The sequence below is a fragment of the Chryseobacterium sp. 2987 genome (genome assembly GCF_031456375.1).
GTDB classification, from domain to species: domain Bacteria; phylum Bacteroidota; class Bacteroidia; order Flavobacteriales; family Weeksellaceae; genus Chryseobacterium; species Chryseobacterium vaccae.
In genome coordinates, this window is the sequence record NZ_JAVDUN010000008.1 from 25,929 (window position 1) to 49,810 (window position 23,882).

General features: G+C 37.0%; 27 protein-coding genes and 1 tRNA gene. 5 read left to right on the forward strand and 23 right to left on the reverse strand.

Features of this window, described 5'->3' with window-relative positions; genetic code table 11:
- Nucleotides 1-89: 89 nt before the first annotated feature.
- The 8 genes from J2Y40_RS19950 to greA form a co-directional block, all read right to left on the reverse strand.
- Nucleotides 90-1,280 carry a hypothetical protein gene (locus J2Y40_RS19950; RefSeq protein ID WP_153397939.1) on the reverse strand — a complete coding sequence of 397 codons (1,191 nt, stop codon included), beginning with the start codon at nt 1,278-1,280 and terminating at the stop codon, nt 90-92.
- 104 nt (nt 1,281-1,384) lie between these two features.
- Nucleotides 1,385-1,458: transfer RNA gene (locus tag J2Y40_RS19955), tRNA-Met, on the reverse strand.
- A 44-nt stretch (nt 1,459-1,502) separates the two neighbouring features.
- The gene (locus J2Y40_RS19960; protein ID WP_310000934.1) at nt 1,503-2,795 is read right to left on the reverse strand and encodes a TlpA disulfide reductase family protein; all 1,293 of its coding nucleotides are present in this window, start codon (nt 2,793-2,795) and stop codon (nt 1,503-1,505) included.
- A 61-nt stretch (nt 2,796-2,856) separates the two neighbouring features.
- Nucleotides 2,857-3,081 (reverse strand): signal peptidase, encoded by a 225-nt coding sequence (locus J2Y40_RS19965; RefSeq protein ID WP_153397935.1) that lies wholly within the window; start codon nt 3,079-3,081, stop codon nt 2,857-2,859.
- Between the two features lie 5 nt (nt 3,082-3,086).
- Entirely contained in the window at nt 3,087-5,066 is a 1,980-nt protein-coding gene (locus J2Y40_RS19970) for a T9SS type A sorting domain-containing protein (RefSeq protein WP_310000936.1), read from the reverse strand.
- A 75-nt stretch (nt 5,067-5,141) separates the two neighbouring features.
- Nucleotides 5,142-6,329, reverse strand: a complete 1,188-nt coding sequence (gene clpX, locus J2Y40_RS19975; protein ID WP_153397931.1) for an ATP-dependent Clp protease ATP-binding subunit ClpX — start codon at nt 6,327-6,329, stop codon at nt 5,142-5,144.
- A gap of 66 nt (nt 6,330-6,395) precedes the next feature.
- Nucleotides 6,396-6,785 carry an HIT family protein gene (locus tag J2Y40_RS19980; protein ID WP_153397929.1) on the reverse strand — a complete coding sequence of 130 codons (390 nt, stop codon included), beginning with the start codon at nt 6,783-6,785 and terminating at the stop codon, nt 6,396-6,398.
- Nucleotides 6,786-6,852: 67 nt separating this feature from the next.
- Nucleotides 6,853-7,323, reverse strand: a complete 471-nt coding sequence (greA, locus tag J2Y40_RS19985) for a transcription elongation factor GreA (RefSeq protein ID WP_153397927.1) — start codon at nt 7,321-7,323, stop codon at nt 6,853-6,855.
- A 109-nt stretch (nt 7,324-7,432) separates the two neighbouring features.
- Here greA and J2Y40_RS19990 point away from each other — a divergent pair, with 109 nt between their 5' ends.
- Entirely contained in the window at nt 7,433-7,888 is a 456-nt protein-coding gene (locus J2Y40_RS19990; RefSeq protein WP_153397925.1) for a hypothetical protein, read from the forward strand.
- A gap of 40 nt (nt 7,889-7,928) precedes the next feature.
- Here the strand turns inward: J2Y40_RS19990 and J2Y40_RS19995 are convergent, their stop codons facing one another.
- Nucleotides 7,929-8,768, reverse strand: a complete 840-nt coding sequence (locus J2Y40_RS19995; protein WP_185152005.1) for a GLPGLI family protein — start codon at nt 8,766-8,768, stop codon at nt 7,929-7,931.
- Between the two features lie 154 nt (nt 8,769-8,922).
- Here J2Y40_RS19995 and dtd point away from each other — a divergent pair, with 154 nt between their 5' ends.
- Both dtd and J2Y40_RS20005 read left to right on the forward strand, forming a co-directional pair.
- A complete protein-coding gene (gene dtd, locus J2Y40_RS20000; protein ID WP_153397921.1) occupies nt 8,923-9,372 on the forward strand; it encodes a D-aminoacyl-tRNA deacylase in 450 nt (149 codons plus the stop codon).
- A 311-nt stretch (nt 9,373-9,683) separates the two neighbouring features.
- Nucleotides 9,684-11,336 (forward strand): S8/S53 family peptidase, encoded by a 1,653-nt coding sequence (locus tag J2Y40_RS20005; protein WP_153397919.1) that lies wholly within the window; start codon nt 9,684-9,686, stop codon nt 11,334-11,336.
- 61 nt (nt 11,337-11,397) lie between these two features.
- Here the strand turns inward: J2Y40_RS20005 and J2Y40_RS20010 are convergent, their stop codons facing one another.
- The 13 genes from J2Y40_RS20010 to J2Y40_RS20070 all read right to left on the reverse strand — a co-directional run bounded on the left by J2Y40_RS20010 (nt 11,398) and on the right by J2Y40_RS20070 (nt 19,394).
- A complete protein-coding gene (locus J2Y40_RS20010; RefSeq protein ID WP_153397917.1) occupies nt 11,398-11,910 on the reverse strand; it encodes a hypothetical protein in 513 nt (170 codons plus the stop codon).
- A 52-nt stretch (nt 11,911-11,962) separates the two neighbouring features.
- Entirely contained in the window at nt 11,963-12,490 is a 528-nt protein-coding gene (locus J2Y40_RS20015) for a hypothetical protein (RefSeq protein ID WP_310000943.1), read from the reverse strand.
- A 136-nt stretch (nt 12,491-12,626) separates the two neighbouring features.
- Nucleotides 12,627-13,997 carry a DUF4173 domain-containing protein gene (locus J2Y40_RS20020; RefSeq protein ID WP_153397913.1) on the reverse strand — a complete coding sequence of 457 codons (1,371 nt, stop codon included), beginning with the start codon at nt 13,995-13,997 and terminating at the stop codon, nt 12,627-12,629.
- Nucleotides 13,998-14,023: 26 nt separating this feature from the next.
- Nucleotides 14,024-14,314, reverse strand: a complete 291-nt coding sequence (locus tag J2Y40_RS20025) for a hypothetical protein (RefSeq protein ID WP_153397911.1) — start codon at nt 14,312-14,314, stop codon at nt 14,024-14,026.
- 16 nt (nt 14,315-14,330) lie between these two features.
- The gene (locus J2Y40_RS20030) at nt 14,331-14,816 is read right to left on the reverse strand and encodes a Coq4 family protein (RefSeq protein WP_153397909.1); all 486 of its coding nucleotides are present in this window, start codon (nt 14,814-14,816) and stop codon (nt 14,331-14,333) included.
- An 11-nt stretch (nt 14,817-14,827) separates the two neighbouring features.
- The gene (locus tag J2Y40_RS20035) at nt 14,828-15,121 is read right to left on the reverse strand and encodes a hypothetical protein (RefSeq protein WP_153397907.1); all 294 of its coding nucleotides are present in this window, start codon (nt 15,119-15,121) and stop codon (nt 14,828-14,830) included.
- 15 nt (nt 15,122-15,136) lie between these two features.
- Complete coding sequence (locus J2Y40_RS20040; protein WP_153399975.1) at nt 15,137-15,976, reverse strand: metallophosphoesterase; 840 nt, start codon at nt 15,974-15,976, stop codon at nt 15,137-15,139.
- 40 nt (nt 15,977-16,016) lie between these two features.
- Nucleotides 16,017-16,307 carry a hypothetical protein gene (locus J2Y40_RS20045; RefSeq protein WP_153397905.1) on the reverse strand — a complete coding sequence of 97 codons (291 nt, stop codon included), beginning with the start codon at nt 16,305-16,307 and terminating at the stop codon, nt 16,017-16,019.
- Between the two features lie 67 nt (nt 16,308-16,374).
- Nucleotides 16,375-16,665 carry a transcriptional regulator gene (locus J2Y40_RS20050; RefSeq protein ID WP_153397903.1) on the reverse strand — a complete coding sequence of 97 codons (291 nt, stop codon included), beginning with the start codon at nt 16,663-16,665 and terminating at the stop codon, nt 16,375-16,377.
- A complete protein-coding gene (locus tag J2Y40_RS20055; protein WP_153397901.1) occupies nt 16,662-17,186 on the reverse strand; it encodes a hypothetical protein in 525 nt (174 codons plus the stop codon). The genes J2Y40_RS20050 and J2Y40_RS20055 overlap by 4 nt, the downstream gene beginning before the upstream one ends.
- Before the next feature lie 22 nt (nt 17,187-17,208).
- A complete protein-coding gene (locus J2Y40_RS20060) occupies nt 17,209-17,787 on the reverse strand; it encodes a hypothetical protein (RefSeq protein WP_153397899.1) in 579 nt (192 codons plus the stop codon).
- A gap of 53 nt (nt 17,788-17,840) precedes the next feature.
- The gene (locus J2Y40_RS20065; RefSeq protein ID WP_153397897.1) at nt 17,841-18,458 is read right to left on the reverse strand and encodes a hypothetical protein; all 618 of its coding nucleotides are present in this window, start codon (nt 18,456-18,458) and stop codon (nt 17,841-17,843) included.
- 171 nt (nt 18,459-18,629) lie between these two features.
- Nucleotides 18,630-19,394: an enoyl-CoA hydratase/isomerase family protein gene (locus J2Y40_RS20070; RefSeq protein WP_153397895.1), complete on the reverse strand. Its 765-nt coding sequence runs from the start codon at nt 19,392-19,394 to the stop codon at nt 18,630-18,632.
- 284 nt (nt 19,395-19,678) lie between these two features.
- Between J2Y40_RS20070 and J2Y40_RS20075 the strand changes: the two genes are divergently transcribed.
- The gene (locus J2Y40_RS20075) at nt 19,679-20,227 is read left to right on the forward strand and encodes a phage tail protein (RefSeq protein ID WP_153397893.1); all 549 of its coding nucleotides are present in this window, start codon (nt 19,679-19,681) and stop codon (nt 20,225-20,227) included.
- Between the two features lie 36 nt (nt 20,228-20,263).
- Nucleotides 20,264-21,085, forward strand: coding sequence for a T9SS type A sorting domain-containing protein (locus tag J2Y40_RS20080; protein WP_153397891.1), 822 nt, complete (start codon nt 20,264-20,266; stop codon nt 21,083-21,085).
- An 88-nt stretch (nt 21,086-21,173) separates the two neighbouring features.
- Here J2Y40_RS20080 and J2Y40_RS20085 read toward each other — a convergent pair whose 3' ends face one another.
- The gene (locus tag J2Y40_RS20085; RefSeq protein WP_310000951.1) at nt 21,174-23,858 is read right to left on the reverse strand and encodes a DEAD/DEAH box helicase family protein; all 2,685 of its coding nucleotides are present in this window, start codon (nt 23,856-23,858) and stop codon (nt 21,174-21,176) included.
- Nucleotides 23,859-23,882: the final 24 nt, after the last annotated feature.

The following is a 23,882-nucleotide window of genomic DNA, read 5'->3' on the forward strand; positions in this document are numbered from 1 at the left end:
CAAGAGAACTCTTACAGCTTTAAATGTTATAATGATAAACCAGAATTATATTGAAATCTGCAGTAATTTCCGGTATGATCATTTTCACTTTATTGTATCAATTGTTTGCGTCTTGCATATTTTAAATAAAAAAATAAAAGCAGATTACAAACTACAAAATAAATTAAAAAGAAGATACTCTTTTTAACATCCAGGTATTCAAAATTCGTAATGAAAAACCCTTCCCCAATCTCATTACTATCCTGAAATTCTAAAATAGTAAACGCAAACTTATAAGGAAGAAAAATGATAAATATAATTAAATAGAGAAAAACATTCTTTATTTTGTCATTATTGATCAGTTCATCAAAAAGGAAAGGAAGTGCAACACAGAATATTCTTGTAAGATCAGATCCTGAAACGGACAGAAGTGCAATCAGAAATGTAAAAAACAAGGTCTGCTCAGAAAATTTTCTTCTGATAAACAAGAAGGAAGAAAATACAATAAAGAAACACGCAAGAAGCCGGACTGTATTTTCAATCTCACCATAAAAGCGGTGGAAGAAAAACTCAAGGGCACCAAGCCCTACACTTTCACTGTTAAATCCAAAGATTTCGGCACCCAACTGCAAATAGCCCCAGAAGAGCAGAACAACCGGTACAATATACAACAGGTATTTAAACTTTCTATAGATTAAAAATCTTGTTCCTAAATAGATACAACAAATAGGAATCGTACTTTCTTTAAAGGGCATAAAAAGTATACTTGCCAGTATCACATATAAAGGTTTATCGAAAAACCATAGCATTAAAGCAATAAATAAAAACTGCACCCCATCTACGGTAAAAGGATAAAAAAGAGTAAGCCTGAACGGCATCTGCGGCGTTATCAGAATAGAAAGAATAAAAATTAAAGCAATAGTAATATTCTTCTTTCCCCATTTATACATCAACAGGATAAGCCCGGAGAAGAAAGCTATAAGATTAATTAATTTAAAACTGGTAGCCGCATCAAAAGGAAGAGCTGTTGCCAATTCGGGGACCCCTACCCTTTTATTAAACGGATCGGCATCATGATATAAATTATAATACGTATTGTTGTGATCTTTACTTTTATACAGTTCATTTCCTTTATCTGAAAATACCTGATAAGCTGCATTATAATACACCCCGTCCCATCCTAAGCCATTTTCTTTACCAATCTGCTTCTGGGTAATAAATCCAAAAGCAATATAAGAAATAATAAATAATATTAGAGCTCCATTTATATAGGGGATTACCCCTTCTTTACTGATTTTCATCAATTATCAATTTTCGCTCAAAAGTAAGAAAGATATTCTAGAATAGGTTTAAAAAAATATTCAAATGAATACAAATAAAAAAGTCCCTAAAATTAGGGACTTTGTAGCGAAGACGGGAATTGAACCCGTGACCTCAGGGTTATGAATCCTGCGCTCTAACCAACTGAGCTACCTCGCCGTTTTGGTGGTGCAAATATAGAAAATATTTATTTACTACCAAAATTATTTTACCTTAAAATATTCCAAAACATCGCCTACATGGTCTGGTTTGCTGATTATCTTATTGTTAGCATCTAAAATAAAATACGTAGGTGTTGCGTGAACATTATAGGTTTCGGTATAACTGCTGTTCCAACCTCTCAGTTCAGAATCATTGATCCATGGAAATGCAGCAATTCTGTTGGTGTAGGAATTTTTATCTGTATCTAAAGACAGACCTACAATCTGGATATTTTTCGCTTTCAGATCATTGTATTTCTCCAGAAGCTTAGGCAGCTCAGTTTCACAGTGAGAACACGTAGACGACCAGAAAATTACAACTTTCTTATCTGCTTTTACATCCTGAAGTGACTTTGCTGTGGTATTCACAGGTGACTGGAATTTATAATTAGGAAATACAGCCCCTATTTCTACATTAGCATTAGATTTTAACGTAGAAGCTAATCTATCGGTGATTGTACACTTAAGATTTTTAGCCAGGCTAAGGTACTTGTTTTTAAACTCATCCATTTCGTAAGCATCGAAAATATCAATAAGCTCAGACAGAACAGCCTGCCCTCTTGGAGTTTCTACTTTTAAGCGGTCTAACACCTTATCTACAGAAGCTGGTACATTAGTATTGCCACCAGCATTAAGATAAGCTACTAAAACTGGTCTTAATAAGGATGAAGATTCAAGCATATCATTGGACTTGTCCAGGAAGTTGATAATATCGTCCTGAGAAACCTTTTTAGAAGGATCTGAGGAATTAGACAGAAACTTACTGTAGTTGGTATTATAGAAAGAAATAAAGGGGTGTTTCGCTGCATCTATAGGGGCGGCATTACCTGAAAGTCTGCTAATTTCTGTTTTGAGAGCTTTTCCGAAATCTGTGTTATCTTTATAATATTCTTTGATCTGTGCCAAAGCCGGAAGAATCATTTCCTTTTTCTGAGAACCTTCCTGCTGTTTGCTCATCAGATCATTAACTTCATCCAGATAAGCTACATCTTTAATTTTATTGTTCTGAACATCCAGCTTAATATTGACATTCTTATTTTCGGAAATAAAACTCACCGTATTATTGGAGCCCGGAAAATACACCTTCATCATTCCCATGTAATGATTAGGATTCTTGAAAGTCCATGTATTGTTCTTATTTTGCTCTTTGGTAACAATAACGTCCTTTGAGCCGTTGAGTGTATATAGAATGGCATCCTGATCTTTAAAATCTGCAGGCGCCTGAATGGTTACAGTAAACTGAGCCTGTAAAGAAAATGCAGCTAATACTGCAGATACTATATAAATCTTTTTCATAGGGTAAAAATAAAAAAACTCTCTGATTAATCAGAGAGTTTAATGTTATTTTAATAAAATTTTAGGCTTTTACGCTTTTATATTTTTTAGTGTAATAAACAATGAAGAGGATAGCTACTATTGACAGTACATAAATGTACATATCGATAGGAGATGCCGGTTTTCCAGGACCTACCGTTCCTGTTCCGTCTCCACCCGGCACTGGCATATCATTAGGATCTGCTGCCCTGACCAGTAATACTGCGAATATAAAAAGAGCTGATACTAGTTTATTTATAGTTTTCATAATATTTATTTTAAGATTTTAGTGCTAACGGTTATTCCTTTATCTGAAACAATTTTTACAACATAAGAGTTTTTAAGAGCGCTGTTAAGCTCAATTACAAAATCTCTAGATGTGTCAACTGCTTTTTTAGAAATAACCAGTTTACCACTCATATCATAAACTTCAATATCTGCTTTTTTCCAATCCGGATCGAATCTCACAATGTAGTTGGTAATATCTGGATTATAAACTACCATTGTTCTTGATTGTGTAGCCTCAGTATCTCTCGCTCCTAGCGAACCTTTGTTTGGCTCTCCGTAATATAAATTATAAGATTTAGAACTTAAAGAAACTATATCTCCTTGTTTTGCCTGCTGTACTGTACCATTAGAAGCTTTGTAATAGAAACCTTCCCCAGAAGAAAGCTGGTGTGTTCCAGCCGGAACAAGTTCAGCGTTTTCTCTGATCTCAAATTTATAAGATACAATTTTTCTGTTTGGCTTATCGTAATCATAGTTCCAAAGTAAAACATCTTTTCCAAGGAAGTTGTTTTCATTGGCTTCATTGATGTATAACCAATATTTAGCGTTGTAGTTCGGATCATAGCCTCCACTTGGTAATTCTTCAAATGTTCCGATTAGGTTAGCACTTGTATTGGTTGCCTGAACGGTAGTAGCAATTGAAGACTGAAACCCTGTAGTGGCAGTATTGGAAACTACATAATACGCTCTTGAAACTTCATATCCGTTAGCATCCAGACCAATTACTCCAAGTTGCTTCAGAGTTCCTGAAGTTACGTTTTTAGCAGCAGTTACGTTATAGTCTGTACCTGCAGCTCTGGTTGTGGAACTAAATCTTCTAAGGGTATTAAAATTTAAAGTCTGAGGATTATTGTTTCTCAGTTTCAAAACAAATGCCTGCATAGGCTTAATAATAAGTCCTACATCCCCTGCCGGAATTCCGGAAGCATTATACGTCTGAATCTGAGCTCCCATACTGTATGCATTACCCGCAGGAGTAGCAACAACAGTTCCAGGGTCATATCTTACTCCCCAGATATTGGAAATATTATTTCCGTCAGTAACTCCTCCGTTCTCTACATATCCGATTCTTGATAAGTCAAGATTGGTTAGGAAAGGATTTCCGAACTGATAAATATTTTTACCATATGTTGATGATACCCAGGCTCCTGTTGAAAATTCAAACTGATCCTGAATATGGGTGTTATACTTTTCACCATATGGATTCAGGTTGTTACCTCCTGCTCCGAAATCTACACTTCCTCCATTCTGCAAGGTAGCGTTAGCCAGTGTTGCATTAGGACGTCCGTTAAGGGTATAAACAGAACCTGTAGGGGTTGGAGCAATGGTTGCCATTGAAGTTGGCGGCGTACTGGTATCTAAGTTATTATTGTTTGATCCCAACATATAATAACCGGTTGCATCGCTGGTTGTTGCTGCAAGATTGGTGAGTGTTTCTGCAACATTGTTAATGTTGTTCAGCTTCAGAATTTCATTTTTACTGTATCGTGCAGTATTGAATACTTTACCGAATTCTGAGGACAGAGAACTCAATGTTTTACCAAAAAATGGCATTGCCAGCTGTTGATAATAGCTACCGTTACCATGTTTCTTGCTTCTGAATTCTTTACTTACAATACCTGTAATATCGCCTTGGTTTAACCCATTGATATACAACTGTCCGTAAGTAGAAGTGTCATAGCTGCCTGAATTATTCAGCCTTAATACGATATTACCACCATCGGTTTTATCTGAACCGGTGCCGGTAATTGTTTTTAGGGCATCTCCTGCGGCACCTACAATCATAACGTTACCGTGAACATCCAAAAGACCATTGCCTTTTGTCTGAACACCTCCACCGCTATAAACCAGGGTACCTTCGCTTACATACATATTAGCGTTAGTGTCTACGTGACATAAAACATTCTGCGCCTGAACAGAATAGCTAACGGCTAAAAGACCTATAGCAAATAAACTTTTTCTCATTGTATAAATTATTTGTGTGTTAATACAATCTCACCCGCAAAGGTATGATTTTTATTTCTTAGAAAAAAATATATTTTATTTATTAACAAAAATATTATCTTCCGTCAATATGATTTCTTTCTCTTCTCCTATTGAAAACATATAATCCTCCAAAACCTTCTCGGTTGTTCCTCTTAAGCCTCTGGCGCCCAATCCTTTCTCAATGGTTTCTTCTACAATTTTCTCGATAGCACCGTCTGTGAAAGACAATTGGGTACCATCCATTTTGAAAAGCTCCACAAATTGATTAATGATAGAATTTTTAGGTTCTTTCATAATCCTTACCATGGTTTCTTTTGTTAGTTTATCAAGATAAGTAATGATCGGAAATCTTCCCAAAAGTTCAGGAATTAATCCGAAAGAACGAAGATCAATTGCATTAATATTTGTTAATACATATTCATCTTCATCTACTTTATTAATCTTTTCAGAACTAAACCCGATAGCCTGCTTGTTCATTCTTCTTTCAATGATCTCTTTGATTCCATCAAAAGCACCTCCGGCTATAAACAGGATATTCTGGGTATTTACCTGGATATACTTCTGATCCGGATGTTTTCTTCCTCCCTGAGGCGGAACATTAACAATGCTTCCTTCCAACAGTTTCAGCAGTCCCTGCTGTACTCCTTCTCCGGAAACGTCTCTTGTAATACTCGGGTTATCTGATTTCCTTGCAATCTTATCAATTTCATCAATAAATACAATTCCTCTTTCTGCTTTTTCCACGTCATAATCTGCCACCATTAAAAGTCTTGAAAGGATACTTTCGACATCCTCCCCTACATAACCGGCTTCTGTCAGGATAGTTGCATCAACGATACAGAAAGGTACATTAAGTTCTCTTGCAATGGTTTTTGCCAGTAAGGTTTTTCCGGTACCTGTTTCACCAATCATGATGATATTGGATTTTTCCAGCTCTACTTCTCTGTTTTCATCCTTGGCATGAAGAAGTCTTTTATAGTGATTGTACACCGCGATCGAAAGCTGTTTTTTTGCCTGATCCTGCCCAATAACATATTGATCAAGAAATACCTTGATCTCCTTAGGTTTTTTTAATTCGTCTATATTTTCTGCCGGGGAATATCCTGTTTTTGAAACGCTGTCTTTTACAATCACATGCGCCTGCTCTATACAGTTTTCGCAGATAAAACCATTCTGCCCGGAAATCAGCATCTGTACTTCATTTCTTTTTCTGCCGCAGAAAGAACATTGGTTTGAGTTCATACTATAATAATATATTGTATATGTTAAAGAAAATCGTAAAAAATTACTTTTTTACGATTTATGTTTTTAAGAATTAATAATAGAGTTTTTAATCTCTGTGTATTCTTCGTCCGTTAATTTTAATCTTTCATTTCTGAAATTCATGTCTTCCACCTTATTCAAAGGGATGAGATGAATATGTGCATGCGGAACTTCAAGTCCCACTACTGCCACCCCTACTCTCACGCAGGGAACAGCATTTTTAATCTTCTTCGCTACGTTCTGTGCAAATCCCCAAAGGTTTTTGTATTCTTCACTCTCCAGATCAAAGATCAGGTCTACTTCTTTTTTGGGAACAACCAATGTATGTCCTTTCACCAATGGCATTGCGTCCAGGAATGCGATAAAGTTCTCATCCTCTGCAATTTTATAGGAGGGAATTTCGCCGTTGATGATCTTTGTGAATATACTGCTCATGTTGTAGAAGTTAGAAATTAAATAATAGAGTTAATAATCAGAAATTCAGATAAGAAGATGTATCAGACTATAGAGAAATGTCTAATACTTCGAAAGACAGTTTGTTTCCGTTAGGCAGAACGATATCTGCAGTTTCGCCTACTACTTTTCCAAGCAGTCCTTTTGCGATAGGGGTATTCACAGAAATTTTCCCTGCTTTAAGGTCACTTTCATTATCCGGTACCAGTGTAAACACCTGCTCCTGTTTGGTAGCGTTATTTTTAAGTTTTACCGTTGTAAGAATGGAAACCTTTGAAGTATCTAATTGACTTTCATCTATGATTTTAGAGGTTGCGATAGTATCTTTCAGCTTGGAAATTCTCATTTCAAGCATCCCTTGAGCCTCTTTGGCCGCATCGTATTCCGCATTTTCAGACAAATCTCCTTTGTCTCTTGCTTCTGCGATCTGCTGGGTAATTTTTGGTCTTTCCACAGTTTCTAACTGTTCCAGCTCAGCTTTCATTTTCTCTAGCCCCTCCTTTGTTACATAGCTTGCCATAATTTTCAAAATTTAGTTTTAGTATAAAAAAATAATCCGACATTTGCCGGACAATGTTTTCGTATTATAATCGTTTTATTTTTACAAATATATAAAAATTTAAATTGAAATGAAAAAAACTTTTTCGATACTATCTATTTTCATACTTCTGATTTTCAGTAATTTAACTATAAACTCATGTGGAAGCAGAGAAGATACTGTAAGCTGCTTTCCCAACAATCCTATTAATGTTACCTTAAACCTCAACCTTCCGGCTTATTATAATCTTACGTACAGCGGAGGCTGGATTTATGTGGACGAACAGCAGTCCGGAACCAGAGGGCTGATTGTTGTCCGTGTTGGTGACGCCTTTAAGGTTTATGACCGTAATGCTCCTCATCTCTGCCCTGATTCCAATACTACCCTTGAGGTACAAAACAACATCAATATTCTGTGTCCAAAAGATAATACAAAATGGATACTGAATACAGGCCAGCCGCTGGATGGAGCTCAAACCTCCCTTCCTCCGAAAACGTACCCTTACAATTATGACCCGGCATCCAAAACCCTGAACATTTATTATTAGTCCAAAATAAAAACCGCAATGATCTTAAATTGCGGTTTCTTTATTCATTATCGGGATATTGAATAGCCTTATCCAATTCTATCGGGTTATTAAAAGATCTGAGCTTTTTCCGTTCATTTTTTTCTGCCGGCTTTAATTCTTCTTTGGTCAGGATGGTGCCATCATCCAACTGAAGCTTTTTGCCTTCAGGAATACTCAATTTTCCATTAAAAACGTATTTAAAAGGGCTCTGATACAGTTCTAGTTTCAGATCATTCAGTTTTTTCTGACTGACTTTTATTGCTTTGCTTCTCCGCTCTTTAAGGCTGTAGCTTTCGTAATTTCCGGGAATTTTCTCACTTTTAATCAGCTTGAAAATATAATCATTCCGGGTATCATGGATTTCAATGATCATTCCGGGAAGACCATTAAATTTATACGGGCCATATGACAAAGGGATTTCCTGGGTAAACCACGCAACCCATTTTCTTCCCCCAAAACCGGTTTCTGCTTTCTGTACTTTCAGCTCGCCTATCATCTTTGTACTGTCTGATATCTTCCATACAAGATGGGCAGGTGTTTCCAGTTTATAAAAATTCACATCTCCTATATATTCGTAATTTTCATAAATGGAATTCCCTTTATTTCTGGTTAAAAAGGAAGTTAAACGATATCCTTTAAAACCCTCTTTTCCTGTTGCCGCAAATACGGAATCATTGATATAAAAAATTCTGTTGTAATAGGCTATTTCTTCTTTTGTAATGTCTAAATGGTAATTTTCTTTTGTGATTTCGCTGGAAGCAGAATCTTTTTTGAAACTGATCTCATAAATAAAGCGGTCATTTTGAGAATATAGTAAACAGCTCATGAGCGCCAATAGTATCGCGGCTATCTTTTTCATTGTTATCATGTTTTTAAAGCTTTTCAGAATACTGAACATAAAAGGCTGACAATATATAAAATTATAGCTTACCATTGAACAAAACTTTCCTGAATTCTTGCTGCTATCCTTTGAGTTTTCTTATATTGGAAGTTTAAAAGTAAAGATCAATAAAATGAAGATTGTCATACAAAGAGTATCGGAAGCCAGTGTAAAAGTAGATGGAAAAACAGTGGGTGAGATCGGTAAAGGCTTAATGCTGCTAACCGGAATAGATGAAAACGATGAAAAAGCAGATGCAGACTGGCTGGTTCAGAAAGTACTGAATCTCCGGATCTTTGGCGATGAAGATGGGAAACTGAATCTTTCTGTAAAGGATATTTCAGGAGAAATCCTTTGTATCAGTCAATTTACATTGATTGCTGACTATAAAAAAGGAAACCGTCCTTCATTTATAAAGGCAGCAAAACCTGACAAAGCTGTCCCTCTCTTTGATTATTTTAAAGAAGAGATCGCCAGATCCGGATTAAAAACTGAAAGTGGTATCTTTGGGGCGGACATGAAGGTTTCCCTAATTAATGACGGACCTGTAACCATTGTGATGGATTCAATAACAAAAAACTAATCCAGGAATTCATCAGTATTCATTAAGAATTGAATACCTCACCAGCATTACTTTAATCCTCTATAAAACAGCGTCTTTCAAAATTTCTGAAAGACGTTTTTCATTTTAATCCTGTAAATATAGTTTTCATCAGTATTAAAAGAATTATTTATTTGAAAAATTCACAAAAAAGTGATTTGCATTTATTTTATTCTTATTTTTGATGTAATCTGATTATAGCAGATGAAGATTTCGTTCGTTCATTTATTTTTTATCTCATTACCTAAAAAAACACCAATTATATATGATTCACAACCATTTAATACAATATTATGAGAGCAAAAATTTCACTTCTCACGTTACTTATTTTATGCTTTACCCTTTCTTTTGGGCAAAATACATTTAATAAAGCAAGCCATTTGAAAGATCACATTTATGTATGCTTTTCAAAAGGGATCAACTCTGAAAAAATGGCATTCAGTAAAAATCCGGAGCTGGAAAGCTTTGCCAGAGCCAATCAGATTTCATTTACTTATGATCTCGGTTTCAGTGATCAGAAACTTGATGAAATGATGAGAGACAGTAAGGCCAATGGTCATTCGGGTGAATCTGTAGAAAAACTGAAACGGATATTCAAGGCAGAGCTTCCTCTACAAAATGAAGAAGGTACAAAAAAGATGATTCGGGTTCTTGAAAAATTTCCTGAGATTGAGTATGTATCAGTCATGAGCGGAACTCCAATTGAGCCACCGTTAGTTAAAATGTATACCGTAACACCTAATCTGGAAAGCCTGCAGACCTACCTCAACGATAATCCCGGCATCAATGCAAAATATGCCTGGTCCAGAGGGATTACCGGACAAAACATCCGTATTCGTGATGTAGAATATGGCTTTCATAAAACCCATGAAATGCTGTCCGCACAGAACTTTATACAGCTGGAATCAGGATACACTCCTAACTCCGGATTATCGGGCAACAATTATATGGATCATGGAACCGCTGTGGTAAGTATTATGGGTTCAGCAAAAGATAATGTAGGGCTTTCCGGGGCAGCCTATGGTGCTTCTGAAATAAAAGGTTATTTAGAATGGACGACTGTTGGTTATAACAGGGCTTCGGCGGTAAGCAGATCTATCAGTGCTTCTCAGGCAGGCGACATTATTTTATACGAAATGCAGACCGGCGGGAAAGATGGTTACTGCCCTGCAGAATATGACAGTGTTATCTGGGATATGACAAAAGCCGCTACAGATTCCGGAATTATCATTATTGCTGCTGCAGGAAACGGAAATCAGGATTTAGATGAGCCTTTTTACGCAGCGTACCGGGCAAGAGGAAACAGCGGAGCCATTATTGTAGGAGCCGGTTCTCCTAATACTACCCATTCTAAACTAAGCTTCAGCACCTACGGAAACAGGGTGGATGTTCAGGGCTGGGGAAGCAGTGTTCTGGCGGCAGGATATGGTTCTTACCAGAAATATGATAATGATAACAACAGGACTTATAACTATTTCAGCGGAACAAGTTCTGCCACTCCTACCGTAGCCTCAGCAGCTGTATTGATCCAGTCTTTCTACCGTCAGAATACAGGCCAGTATTTAACTCCGGCTGCCATGAAAAACCTTTTGGTTTCTACGGGAATTCCTCAGGGAGGAACAGACACCAATAAGAAAATAGGACCACTTCCCAATGTAAAAAATGCCATATTACAATTAGAGGGCAGCTTTGCAGCTCCTGTAAAAAATATGCTTCCGTTAGAAATCAAAATTTATCCTAATCCGGCAGGCAACTATATTGCATTAAAAGGCGGTGAAAATAAAAAGCTTGATATAGAAATTATCAATATGCAGGGACGATCTGTGATCAAAAATTCGGTTTCTACAGATGAAAGAATGGACATATCTTCTCTTCCTCCGGGACAATATATGATCAATATTAATGAAGGACAAAGAAGAGTTGTTGAGAAATTCACAAAATTATAAACTCAACAAAAACACCTTTCAGCAGTACTGAAAGGTGTTTTTTTAATCAATATATATTAAACTATTTCGCAGGAACGCTGCTGAAATTAAGCGCAACTTTGATATTCATATCTGAACTGGTCTGGTTTTTCAATTCATAAACGGTTCTTACGGTAAGTCCGGAACTTTTTACGACCTCATCCAGAAATCCGGTATCATTAAGATCAAGATTCAGGCTGGAAGAATTGGTTGATATATTGGAGCGGGAAGCAACCAGTCTTTCTCCGGTACCGCCTGATGAAATGTATACTTTAACTGTTTTAAAGGCACTCAGATTTCCGCCTGAAGGAGAAACTATAGAGATTTTCGCATCAGAAATTCTTACGTCTTTAATTTTAGCGTTATTATTTCCTCCAAACCATGTCTGTACATTGGTTGCCGTAGAAGTTGATGAAACTTCTTTATCGGCAGGCACTCCCGTAGAAACTAAAACATTGGCTGTATAGGGGAATGTATTCTGAACCAGCGACTGTACCGTTCCACAACTTACTGCTACCACAGAAACAGCTGCTGTCATTAAAAATATATTTTTCATAATTTTAAACTTTAGTGTTCAGTTTGCAGAAACTATACCAAACCGATTACAATTATTCTACATTGACCATAAAACTACCTTTTGTATTTCCTGAAGCCATATTACTTTTCCCGATTATCAGCCATACTTCGCCTTTTTCCGGAATTTTATAGGTGATATCTCTTCCGAAAGGGCCATCATAGCTTCCGTTCGGCAGCCTGATCTGGTTGAAACGGATATTAAAGTCTTTCTGGTTGGTAGTGATTGTAGCTTTAAGATCCGTCTTTTTATAATTTCTGAGTTTAAGAACAAGCTCCTGCCCTTCTTTTGTAAACTCCTCCCCCAATGCGAAAGGCAGCTGGGAAGCATCTGCTGTTCTTATGATCTGTCCATCTTTTTCTTCTCTCATGATTCCCTTCCGTCCGCCAGCCGGAACATTCCTGGTGACAGAATCTCTAGTAAGCACTGCCGAATCTGATTTTACTGCAGAATCCGGTATTTCTGTTACCACTGCAGAATCTTTGTCGGGTACTGTAACCGGGGGTACTTCTTTTTTACAGGAAAGAATCAACAATGGAATGAAGAATAAGCTCTTTTTCATAGGACTTTATTTTAGAATGATGTGTTAACTGTAGTTTAAACCGGGAAAACATATTTTCAATCATCCGTATCTCCGGTTCATATGATCTTTTCAAAGCTAAAATTATTCCAAGTGTTTTTCAGACAATCTTTTATTTCTATTTCAGGGTTTGATAATATACAATCTTTGAAAGGAAAGGTTTTAATTTCTGTTCTTTAATTTTATCCTGCACTTTCTTTCTAAGTTCCGGATTATTCTTTTCATCTGCATATTTCAGCAGAGGTCTTTCACTAAAATTAATAGACCTGAAGTGATAATCCACGACAAAATCTTTACGTTTCATATTCTGTGAGGTAATAAACCCTCCCCAGTTGATGTAGCTGCAAATCAGGATCGTTCCATAAAAATACCAGGCCATTGTATTGAACAGGAATACATTTCTTTTTTGCTTCTGAATTTTAATAAAAGTCATTGCCAGCCCCGCCAGAGACAGAATCAGAAATGCAAACACACCAAGTCTTTTATAGGTAAACCCGTAATTCACGATATATTCGTAGTTTTTTACGGCTGCAGACAGCACCAACACAGCATTCAGAAATATCCAGATTTTGGCTAAAATTTTCATCAGCCGGGCTTTGGGATCAAAATTAAAGCCAGATTTAAAGTAGAACATGATGACCAGAATAGCCATTATAATAGATACAATCACCGCATTCACTCTCTGATGGGTTTCTTCTGAAAGCTGGTAAGGAGTCTTTACAGCTTCATAAAATTGTTCATAATTGTAGGTCAGAATAAAAAAGACCAGCAAAATGTTGAGGGAGAAGAAAGAAACGACCCCGCTTATTCTTTCGGCATCAAGATCCAGAAATGAATAGGTGGATTTCTGAGGTTTCCTGTTTTCACTAAAGTCATTATCCAACAGGTGATTCATTTTATAGATTGGTCTTTCTACTGCATAATTCCAGTAATTGAAGGCAATAAAAAACCCGATGGCTGACAGACAAATGACCTGCCAAACGTTCAGATCCAGTTCATAATCTCTGAAAAGTGCAGCAAAGTGATCACTTCCTGCTGAATAGATCGCAAAAAAAATGGACAGGAATATGAGTGGAATTAACACAAAAGCCAATGTTTTCTGCCAGACCCCTGAGACGTTTCTTTTCGGCAGCCATGCATCAAAACTGAAAAACCGGAAAAATGAGGTAATGCAGTTGATTATAAAAACCGGAATCAGGAATAACATTTTCAGCTTCCTGTTTCGGGAACGGTAAGAAAGCATAAGGAATGAACTTACAACCGCCAGAAATGAAGGAAAGTCCCCGTACCATATAAAAGCAATACTCGACAAAATACTGGTAACAAAAAGTATCAGAAAAATTCTGGTCCTGTTTTGCTCCGGCGTTCTGAATAAAGTTAATAAGGCATAGATAATTCCCAGGATTCCAAAATTCAATCCGATATCCTGATCATAAAACAGAACAACAAATAAAGCGGCTGTAAGAAATATATAGTGATGTGTTTTCATAATTGAAAAATTTAGAGATTAAAGGTTTATATATTAAAGACAATAAGAAGGTATACAACTGCTATCGGGATGTTAAGGAGAAGCAGCAATATGGAATTTCCTGAAGCCTTATGATCTGAAACATTCGTTAGAAATTCTATGAGTTCGTACAATAGTACAATCAGATTGATGACTGCAGCAGCAACGACATAATAAAAGCCCAGTATGACCAGAAAATCTGATCGGGTTACCAGGAAGCTGATAAAAATAAACGTTCCTGTTAAAAATGAGGTAAGGAAAACATTTCTACCCAGCGGGCTGCATTTGATACTCTTCATGGTTTGATCAGTTTAATTAATAAAGTACAACTGGATCTTTCTGTTGGATATAGTCTCTCAGGTGGTCAAAATTCTGCCACAGGAGGCTTTCAAAATCCCAGTTATAAAATGGTTTCATACGCTGTCCTTTTCTGTAGGCTCTGAGGTACATTTTCATGTATTCAGGAAGGATAAGTGTTCCCAATACCACTGCCGCAAGAAGGTGGGCATTCAATTTTCCGTTTCCGAGAAGCAGATACTGCATAGCGATTTCATCTTCAAAATGAGTTCCACAGCCTGTGATCAGATGGTGTACATCGTGGTTCTCCATTTTAGGGATCATAGAGAATCCATGTTTTTTATAAAACTCCCCCAACTTTCTGCCTAAAGAATCTTCTTTGAATTCCAGCAGCTGCTTTTCATTGAACTGCCACTGTCTTTTTTTCTTCTTAAAGTATTTTCTGTAAAGTTTCTGAGTTTTATCATAAACAAAAAGCAAAAAGGCAACACGCATTTTTTTCATAGTTTATTATTTTAAATGATAGTAAGTCCTATTAAAGTGTACACAATAGCGAGAGGAATATTGATAAGGATTATTCCTATAGCTTTAAGGCAGGCATTGAGTTTTGAATGACAGATAAGCCCGTACAGCAGCAGTCCTGCTATTGCTATCATATTCAGTATAGATCCGAATACAAGCAGCATATAACCGCCAGCCATAAAACCGTCATCTCTGGTGAATATAAAACCAAAGAGACATATATTTCCCAGCAGCAGGCATAACCCAAACAGCCCTCTTCCTATATTTATAATTTCATGGTCTTTCATTGTTATATTTTTATATTAAGCTTGAGCTAAAGTAAAAACCGTTATTTCCGGACGTACCATAAAACGGATCTGGAAAGAATGCCCGATTGCCCGGTTGATGTACAGCATTCTTCCATCCTGAAGATCAATCTCGCCGGAGATATATTGTTTATTTTTCACCGGGAGAACCGGAGTAATTATTCCCGGAATTCGGCATTGTCCACCATGGGTATGTCCGCTCAAAATCCATCCCTGGTAGCCGTTCCAGATGTCTATATCACAGGCATCAGGGTTATGGCAGAGCACAATGGAAGCTTTTGAAGGATTATAATTCTTCATGACTTCAGAAAATCCGAAATTGGGTGACCACAGATCATCAAACCCAATAAAGTTCAGCCCGTGGCTTTCTTCACTTCTGTTTTTTAGCATCGTGATACCTGCGTTTTCGAGAATTCCACAGATCTTTTCTGAGCATGGTATATCTTTCCAGTCTGCTCCGTAATCATGGTTCCCCAGTATCCCGAAAGTAGCCAGATTTCCGTGAACAGCGTGGTTCATCACTTTTTTCAGAGCTTCCTGCTCTTCTGCATTTCCGTGGTTCACAAAGTCCCCGGTGTAGACTACAAAATCTGGATTGAATTGTTGGGCTTCCTGAAAAGATTCGATCAAAAAATTCCAGTCGAAACGGTTTCCCACATGAAGATCAGAGATCTGCATCAGTGTTTTACCATTTAAAGTTTCCGGCAAATTTTTAACCGGAAGTTTTTTTTGGACAAACTCTATCCAGAAAGGTTCTACCTGCCATGAATACAGCGCAGGAAATGCTCCGATTACTGAAATCTGCATCAATCTTTTAATAAATTTTCTTCTGGTCATCATTGTGGTATTTTCTAATTCCGGGAAAGTAAATCCGGCATTAATTTCCGGCAAACGGGCTTCCGAAAATCCCTACGGCCAATTCAATCCAAATTAATGCGAGAACCAGCAGAATGAAAGTACAGATCAGGATTTTCCAACTTTGTTTTTTAATTCTGCTCCTTACGAGGTTGACTAGAAAAGCAGTAGCAAAAAGTAAAACTCCTGCGATCATAAAATCTGAAGGAGACCAGTTCACCTCATCAGTAATTATAGTTCCAAATAGCGGAATACATAGTAAAACCAATGGAAGGGCGTAAATCGTAAGTGTTTTTTGTTTTTGTGTCATCATATTATTTAATTTTATTTTTTATAAAGTACTTTGAATTGCAAAGTAAATTTTCAAAAAAATATAAGAATTATCGTCCCAATAATTTTTCAAGAGCATTAAGGTGTTCCGTGAAGGCCAGTCTCCCACTCTGGGTTACGCGGTAAGAAGTTTTAGGTTTTTTTCCTACAAATTCTTTCTTCACTTCAATATATCCTGCTTTTTCCAGGGCATTGCTGTGGCTTGCCATATTACCGTCTGTGATTTCAAGCAGAGCCTTCATTTCAGAAAAATCAACCCAGTCGTTCACCATAAGAACGGACATGATGCCCAGTCTTACGCGGCTTTCGAATTCTTTATTGAGCTGATTTATCTTTATCATTTTAACGTTATCTTATTTATTCTGAAATAGTCATAGAGTGCTGCATCAATGGCTATTCTTTCTTTAGTTTCTTTATTCTCCACGACCACAAAATCATGGTCTTTAAAAAATTTTGAGGTGAAGTACTGATTGATATTTTTATTCAAAAAATAGATCTCTCCTACTTCATGGCTCACCTCCCATTTTTTATCTAATTTATTCTTCCTGAGCTCAGTTTGTATCAATGCTGCTAAAAGTGCGGAATATCCTATACAATTGGCCTTTTTTGTTTTCAAAAGCAGATTGGGATCATTTTCACAGCGCTCAAAACTAAATGCCAGTACGGATGAGGTCTGTTCTAAGTTGTTCTGAATAATCTCTTCTATTTCCCTGGCAGGTTTATCGTCTTTTAAATTTTCATTTTCAAATGGATAAATCTGTCTCTCTTTGATGATTTCATATCTGAATAAACTGCTGAACAGAAAATTCCTGCTGAAAACAGCTGCAAAAATAATGATTAAAAACAGGATCCATTTCTTCACAATTATAAATTCTATTTTCCAGTTATCTTTTTCTAACAATTTTAAAAACTACTTGCTTCAAAAGCGACACTGCTCCTACACTTCCCATGAAAGATAAAATCCCTATCCAGATTGGCCATAAACTCATTATTTTACTTTTCCTGGCTGAATAAAAATCATAAGCATCTGTCAGCTGAAGCTTCTTATTTCCAATTGAAGAGCTCAGTTCTTTTTCAGTACTGAATTCTTTAACTTCACTGGTCTTTGTATTGTAAGAAAAATACTGGCCATCAAACATCTTTCCCAAGATCTGATTTCCGTTTTCCTCAATTTCTGATATTTCCGAAACCAATAGTTCTCCGTTTTCTTTTGCAATAGATGCCTGCTCCGGAATATCAATGAATAACAGCTGATGTTCATGTTTTAATGGTACATACCATGCATCTCCAATTCCAACATCTACCTTCTTTTTATCTGCCACAATAGACATTCCCATAAAGCCACAGATAAAAAAAGTATAAAAACCTACAAAAGGGGCTATTATCACCAATATCGTATTTCTGCTTTTTCCTTCCCTACTTACAAAATAAGTAATGATACCTCCTATTACTGCACAAGTCAAGCTTAAAATAAAGAGTATGAAAAGATATATAAGTATGACAAAGCCTATTCCCATTATTTATATTTCTTATGCATGATTAATCCATACACAATGTGCAATACTCCAAAGCCAAATGCCCAGAATACCAATCCCCAGCCTAAGAAGAATAATGAAAGCATTCCTAAAATAATTTCAAGATATCCTAAATATTTTACGTCTGTGAGGGTATATCGTTCTGCACTTACCAATGCAAGCCCGTAAAAGATCAGGGTAGCCGGAGCAATCCACACATACAGATGATGGAAGATGAGCGCCAGGCAAAAAATACCTCCTGTCACCAAAGGAACAGCAAAGGTTACCAAAAGGCGTTTTGTTGTTGCATCCCAGATTTTCAGTCCTTTCTTTTTACTTTTATTGGCTGTAAACACAGATCCGTTAACCACAGCTACTATCAGGATTACAAATCCGGTTATCACCAGTTCCTTCACCAGTTCCGGGCTAAAAAAATTCCTCTCACCTTCAAAATAATCGATTCCTTCACGTTGAAGTATAAAATATACATATCCAGCCCCAATTAAGGCTGCAAGTCCTGCAAATACACCGGACAACCCGCTCAGTGAAATAAACCGGGAAGACCGCTCCATCATGGAACGGATATGGGACAGGTCTTCATGATAATTTTTTGAATCCATAAAAAGAACTTTGAATTACAAAGTTATAATTTATTTTTATCCTGCAAAATATTTTTCGAAAAAATTGAAATGGAAAATAAGAGATTATGAATAGCGAATTGATTTTGCAGTTAATGGTCAACAAAAAAGCCGCTGAACAAATCAACGGCTGTATTATAGGAAAGCTGGTTTTTACTTAGCTCTCAGTCTTTCTTTGATGGCTTCGATATTTTTCTTGGCAGAATCTTCAAGGATAAGGCTTGCACTCATATGGATTCTGGCAGGCATCAGCTCATTGAAATGATCTGTACCTTCCCATGATACTTTTTTGATCAGTGCCAAAGCATCACTGCTTCTGGACGCCAAAGTCTGTAAAAATTTCTCAAGCTGTTCATCCATTTCTGCGATGCTGTCTGAAACGGAGTGGTAAACATTGTGTTGTTCTGCCCACGCTGCCGATCTGAAATCAGCATCAATAGCCATTGCAGAGAACTGTGATTTTCCGATTTTTCTTTCTACATAAGGACCGATAACGAAAGGACCGATTCCCAGATTGATCTCTGTTAACGCTAACGCAGAATCTTTAGTAGCAAAACAATAATCTGCTCCACACGCAATTCCTACTCCTCCACCGGTTGTTTTTCCCTGAACTCTTACTACGACAATCTTTCCGCAGTTTCTCATCGCATTAAGCACTTTGGCAAATCCTCCGAAAAATTTTGTAGAAGCCTCCAGTTCTTCAATAGCCAGAAGCTCATCAAAGCTGGCTCCTGCACAGAATGCTTTTTCTCCTTCACTCTTTACCAGAATGGCTTTTACCTCATCTTTTGCGCCTTCATCCAGAATGGTTTGAGCAAGCTTTTCCAGAATTGCTCCCGGAAGAGAGTTGCTTTTAGGGGTTCCGAAAGTAATTTCGGCAATATTATTTTTAATTTCTGATACTACAAATTCGTTCATTTTTATTTTAAATTGGATTCTTACAAAAATACTAAATACTGATCTTTCAGAGAAAATTATCCTCTACAAATTATTTCTTTCATCACCGCTTCGGAATATCAGATCACTCATCCCTTTTTTAATGAAATTACGTATAAATACGTAGTGCGAAATTTGGTATTTTCTACGCTAGTACTGCCTTATGGGAAATCGTTCCTTTGACCTATCAAAACAACTGATCTATTGAGGCGGAATCCGAAAAGCCCTATACGAGTAGGAAATTTAATCACTGAAAACTATTTATTATGGATGAGTACATTGGAATCGTAAAATTATTTGCCGGAAATTTTGCACCTAGAGGCTGGATGTTCTGCGACGGAAGCTTATTAAGAATTTCCCAAAACAGCGCTTTATTTTCAATTCTGGGAACAACTTACGGAGGAAACGGGATTGATACTTTCGCACTCCCTAACATGAAAGGGCGTATGGCTATCGGAGCCGGAACCGTAAACTCTAACGAAAATTATCCTTTAGGAGTTCAGGCAGGGACCACTCAGAATACACTATTATCAGCCAATCTTCCAAGTATAGGAGGTGGGTTTCAGCTGAGAGTAAAAAACCAGAATGCCAACAGTGCAACCCCTACGGCTGCTTCAGCACTTGCTATTTCGGGAATTCCAAACGGGAGGAACTTTGACCCAGTGCCAAGTTTTATAGATGCTGATCCGGATACGGCTATTAGTACAAAGTCTATTATGTTCACCGGGCAGAATCTTCCTGTGAATAATATGCCTCCGTATATCGGACTGAACTATATTATCTGTGTTGAAGGAATATATCCTTCCCGCAGTTAATATCCAAACAAAAATCTAATATTTAATACAAAAATCATGAAAAGCACTACCTTTTTAACAATATGTAGCCTGCTCATTTCAATTTTTTCATTTGGGCAGACCAGCAGCGAACTTTTTGAAACTGAATCTCCTGGAAGCACTACCTTTACAGATAACGGGGTAATTTTTAAAATTAACTCGCATGTATCCACTTTTAACGTCGTAAATTTCCCAAATACAGGCTGGTCTGGTACAGCTAATGATAACAGGTATATAGACAATACATCCAATGTAGGTCCGGCCAATCCATCATTCAGTGTTAAAACCACGTCCAATCTGTTTAAGGTAAACAAGTTTTGGGTATACACGGCTGATAAATTCAGCAATCAGAATGCCACAGGGTCACTTACTGTAACCGGAAAATTAAGTGGTGTTACTAAATTTTCCACCATAAAAACCGGAAACTTTGCTACATCACTTGGCTCTACAAATGGATACACGCTAATTGATATGACTAATCTGAACGGCCAGAACTATTCAAATATTATTATTGATGAGCTGGTGCTGACGCTTGGTGGTAATTTCTACTATCTTGGCTTTGATGCTTTCACCTGGGTAAAGGACAGCAATATTGTATTGGCAACCAACGAAACCAAAGCTGCGCAAAAAGGGATCAGTATTTATCCTAACCCAACTGACGGACCTGTTTCCATTGAAACGGAAAAGGATATAAAAGCTGAGGTTTACAGTATGGAAGGAAAGCTAATGAAGACTATGGATCTTAAGAAAGGTAATCAAAAGGCTGATCTTTCAGAGTTTCCAAGCGGAACGTATATCGTTAAAACTCCGTCAGGATCTTCTAAGGTCATCAAAAAATAAAATCCAATTTTTTCATAAGTCTTTGTGCGATAAAGATTCTAATGCATAAATGATCAAATCCCCTGAAATGTTCGGGGGATTTTTTAGTTTATCGGGTCCATTTATGAAGATGCTCTATTCTTGCATCTGTTTTCAGGAGAGCCTGAAATCTTAACTTTAACAGAATCCGGCGGCCTTCAATAGTTCTGGTAAAAAGCACTTCTGATTTTTCAATTTTCTCACTCCATGTTTTGGCAAAGAAATCAGCACTTTTCTTATTTTTGGCGAAAGCCTCAGGGATGGGATAATACATTTCTTTTTTTGTAAAGAAAAATATGGTCTTTTGCTTCAGCAGATATCTTGGGTTATCCACTTTTGAAATTACTTCCTGAAGCACCTGGATGAATTGTGATTTTTCATAATAACTGCCACCTTCCAGATAACAGAATACATCTTTATCTTTATTGCCGGAACTTACTACTTTCATCTTTTCAGGATCTGTAGTAATAATTCTTTCATGTACCAGACATTCCAAAACTGTTTCTCCGATAAGGCCAATCTGTCTGCCTACATTTTTATATTTTTGATACTGCCGTAAAGCACGGTAAAATTTCCTGCCATATCGTATTATTCCTCCAACTCCTAATATAAAAGTAATCAGTAACAAACCTTTCCTGGAATCTATTGAATCTGCATTTTCAAGAATTCCCATCAGAAGATCTTTTCCAAAAAGCAAAACAGATGAAATAAGAACCCCTGAAAGATCACCTATCATGGTTTTAACATAGTTCATTTTCATGTCGTGCATTTCCGTCATATCCGTTGACGGAACTTTGATTTCTTCAATGAGAACATTTCCTTTTTCTAAAGCTTCTTTCCAACGTGACGACTGCCCTTTTCTGTTTCCGGCCCTCGAAAATATTTCTTTATTAACTGCTGAAATGTTTTCCGGCTTTTCGATAATTCCCAGGTGAAGTCTTTCAAAATTATTTTCAATGGTAGCTTCTTCTTTATTGGAAATTCCTACAAAGGTTTTGAATCTTTTTTTCACAATATTCAGGTCCTGCCCACCATCTTCGCTTTGTGGATCAAAACATATAAGATGCCATATATTTCCACTTTTACAAGGGTTATCTTTATCAACTCTTATTACCCGACCTCTCATCTGATTGGAAAGGACAAAAGAACTTACAAAGCTTGCAAGAATTAAAGTATTCATTTTAGGGGCATCCCAGCCCTCTCCCAACAGAGATTTGGTTCCGATAAGAATCTGTATTCCACCTGACTGAAAAATTTCGGTTACAATGTGTACAATATCATGTTTGATCTGTTCGCTAAGGCTGATCTGAACATATCCAGAGTCATACGTAAGCTGTGAAAACGAAATTCCGGATATTCCTTTTTTAAAGCAAAGAGCATTTAACTGATCTTTTACTGAAGCCGGAATGATGACCAGACTGCCCGTAAGAATTCCTATTTTTTTATTCTGAGCATTTTCTCTTCTCAGTTTTTCAAAAATGGGCACTGCTCCTATTTTGTCCAGCGTGAGATTGTTTTGCTGTCCGCTGCTCAGATACTCTTTTTTTATAAAATCGGTAAGGATAACCATTCTCAGGTCTTCTTTCAGAATTGAGAATTCAAAATCCGCTATATCTTTAATACCTTGAAGTTTTCCGATACTGGAATTCAGGATCTGACCTAAATGTTTGTTATTAAAAAAACTTATGGTCTTTTTCTCAAAAAACCCTTGCCGTTTAAGCCTGTTTCCGAGTGCTGTACGATGCTCTTCTTCTTTTTTAAAATGAATCTCATCTACAATCAGGTAAAAATCAAGCAGTTCTTCTAGCCAGAAAAAGTCAAATTCCGGGATATATTTCTGATGATCTCCTATAACCTCAAAATGAATTTCAGGGATTTCTTTCTGTCTGAAATGCATATATACAAGCCCCGAAGTATAAGATGATACATTTTCATAGATCCAGTCCAAATGTTCTAATGGATTTAAATAAACAGGATGCTTTTCCAAAGCATTCAAAAGAATATCATCAGTACTGATCTCATTAAGAAAAGCGGCGGCCTGGGCATGATAATATTCTATTTTCTGTTGTTCTTCATAAGACGGCAATGTAAAATAGACCAGATCCTGATGTGGGCAAAGGTCTCCTTCTATCATCAGTTCAGGAACAGAGATTTCTGCATCAATGGGACCATTCAGTTGGATATATTTCTGCCATTCGGAACCTGAGACATCAAAAGGAGGTGTTGCGGTAAGGGAAACTATGGTAGGCTCAATCTTAGATTTTAGCTCCATTAAACTTCGCCACCATGCACTTTTCAGATGGTGAGCTTCGTCAAAAATAAAGGTTTCCACATTCTGTTTTTTCAGTTTTCTGATGATATCAGCTAATGAAACCCTTGACGATTTTTTATTGGTATCTTCTTCTTCATCCACATAACCCGATGCGGCATGAATTCCCTGATATGTAGTTACAGTAATAAGCCCCGGGTTTTTAATATCTCCTGATATCCAGTCCGGAACAACTTCTGTATCCAGGAAAAGTTCACAGAATCTTTGTATCCATTGATTTTTTACAGCTAAAGTAGGGGCAACAATAAGGGAGGGTTTATTAAGTCTCAGCATGACCTCCAGTCCCAGAACGGTTTTTCCTGATCCGGGCGGCGCAGTTACATGAAGGTGCCCGTTTTGAAGATATTCTTCCATATTATCCAGAAAATTCTTCTGGTAGGCACGCCAACTGTATTTAAATTTTGCTTCTGCAGGAAAAATGGTCATAGGTTATTAGGTTTAGCTAAGAAT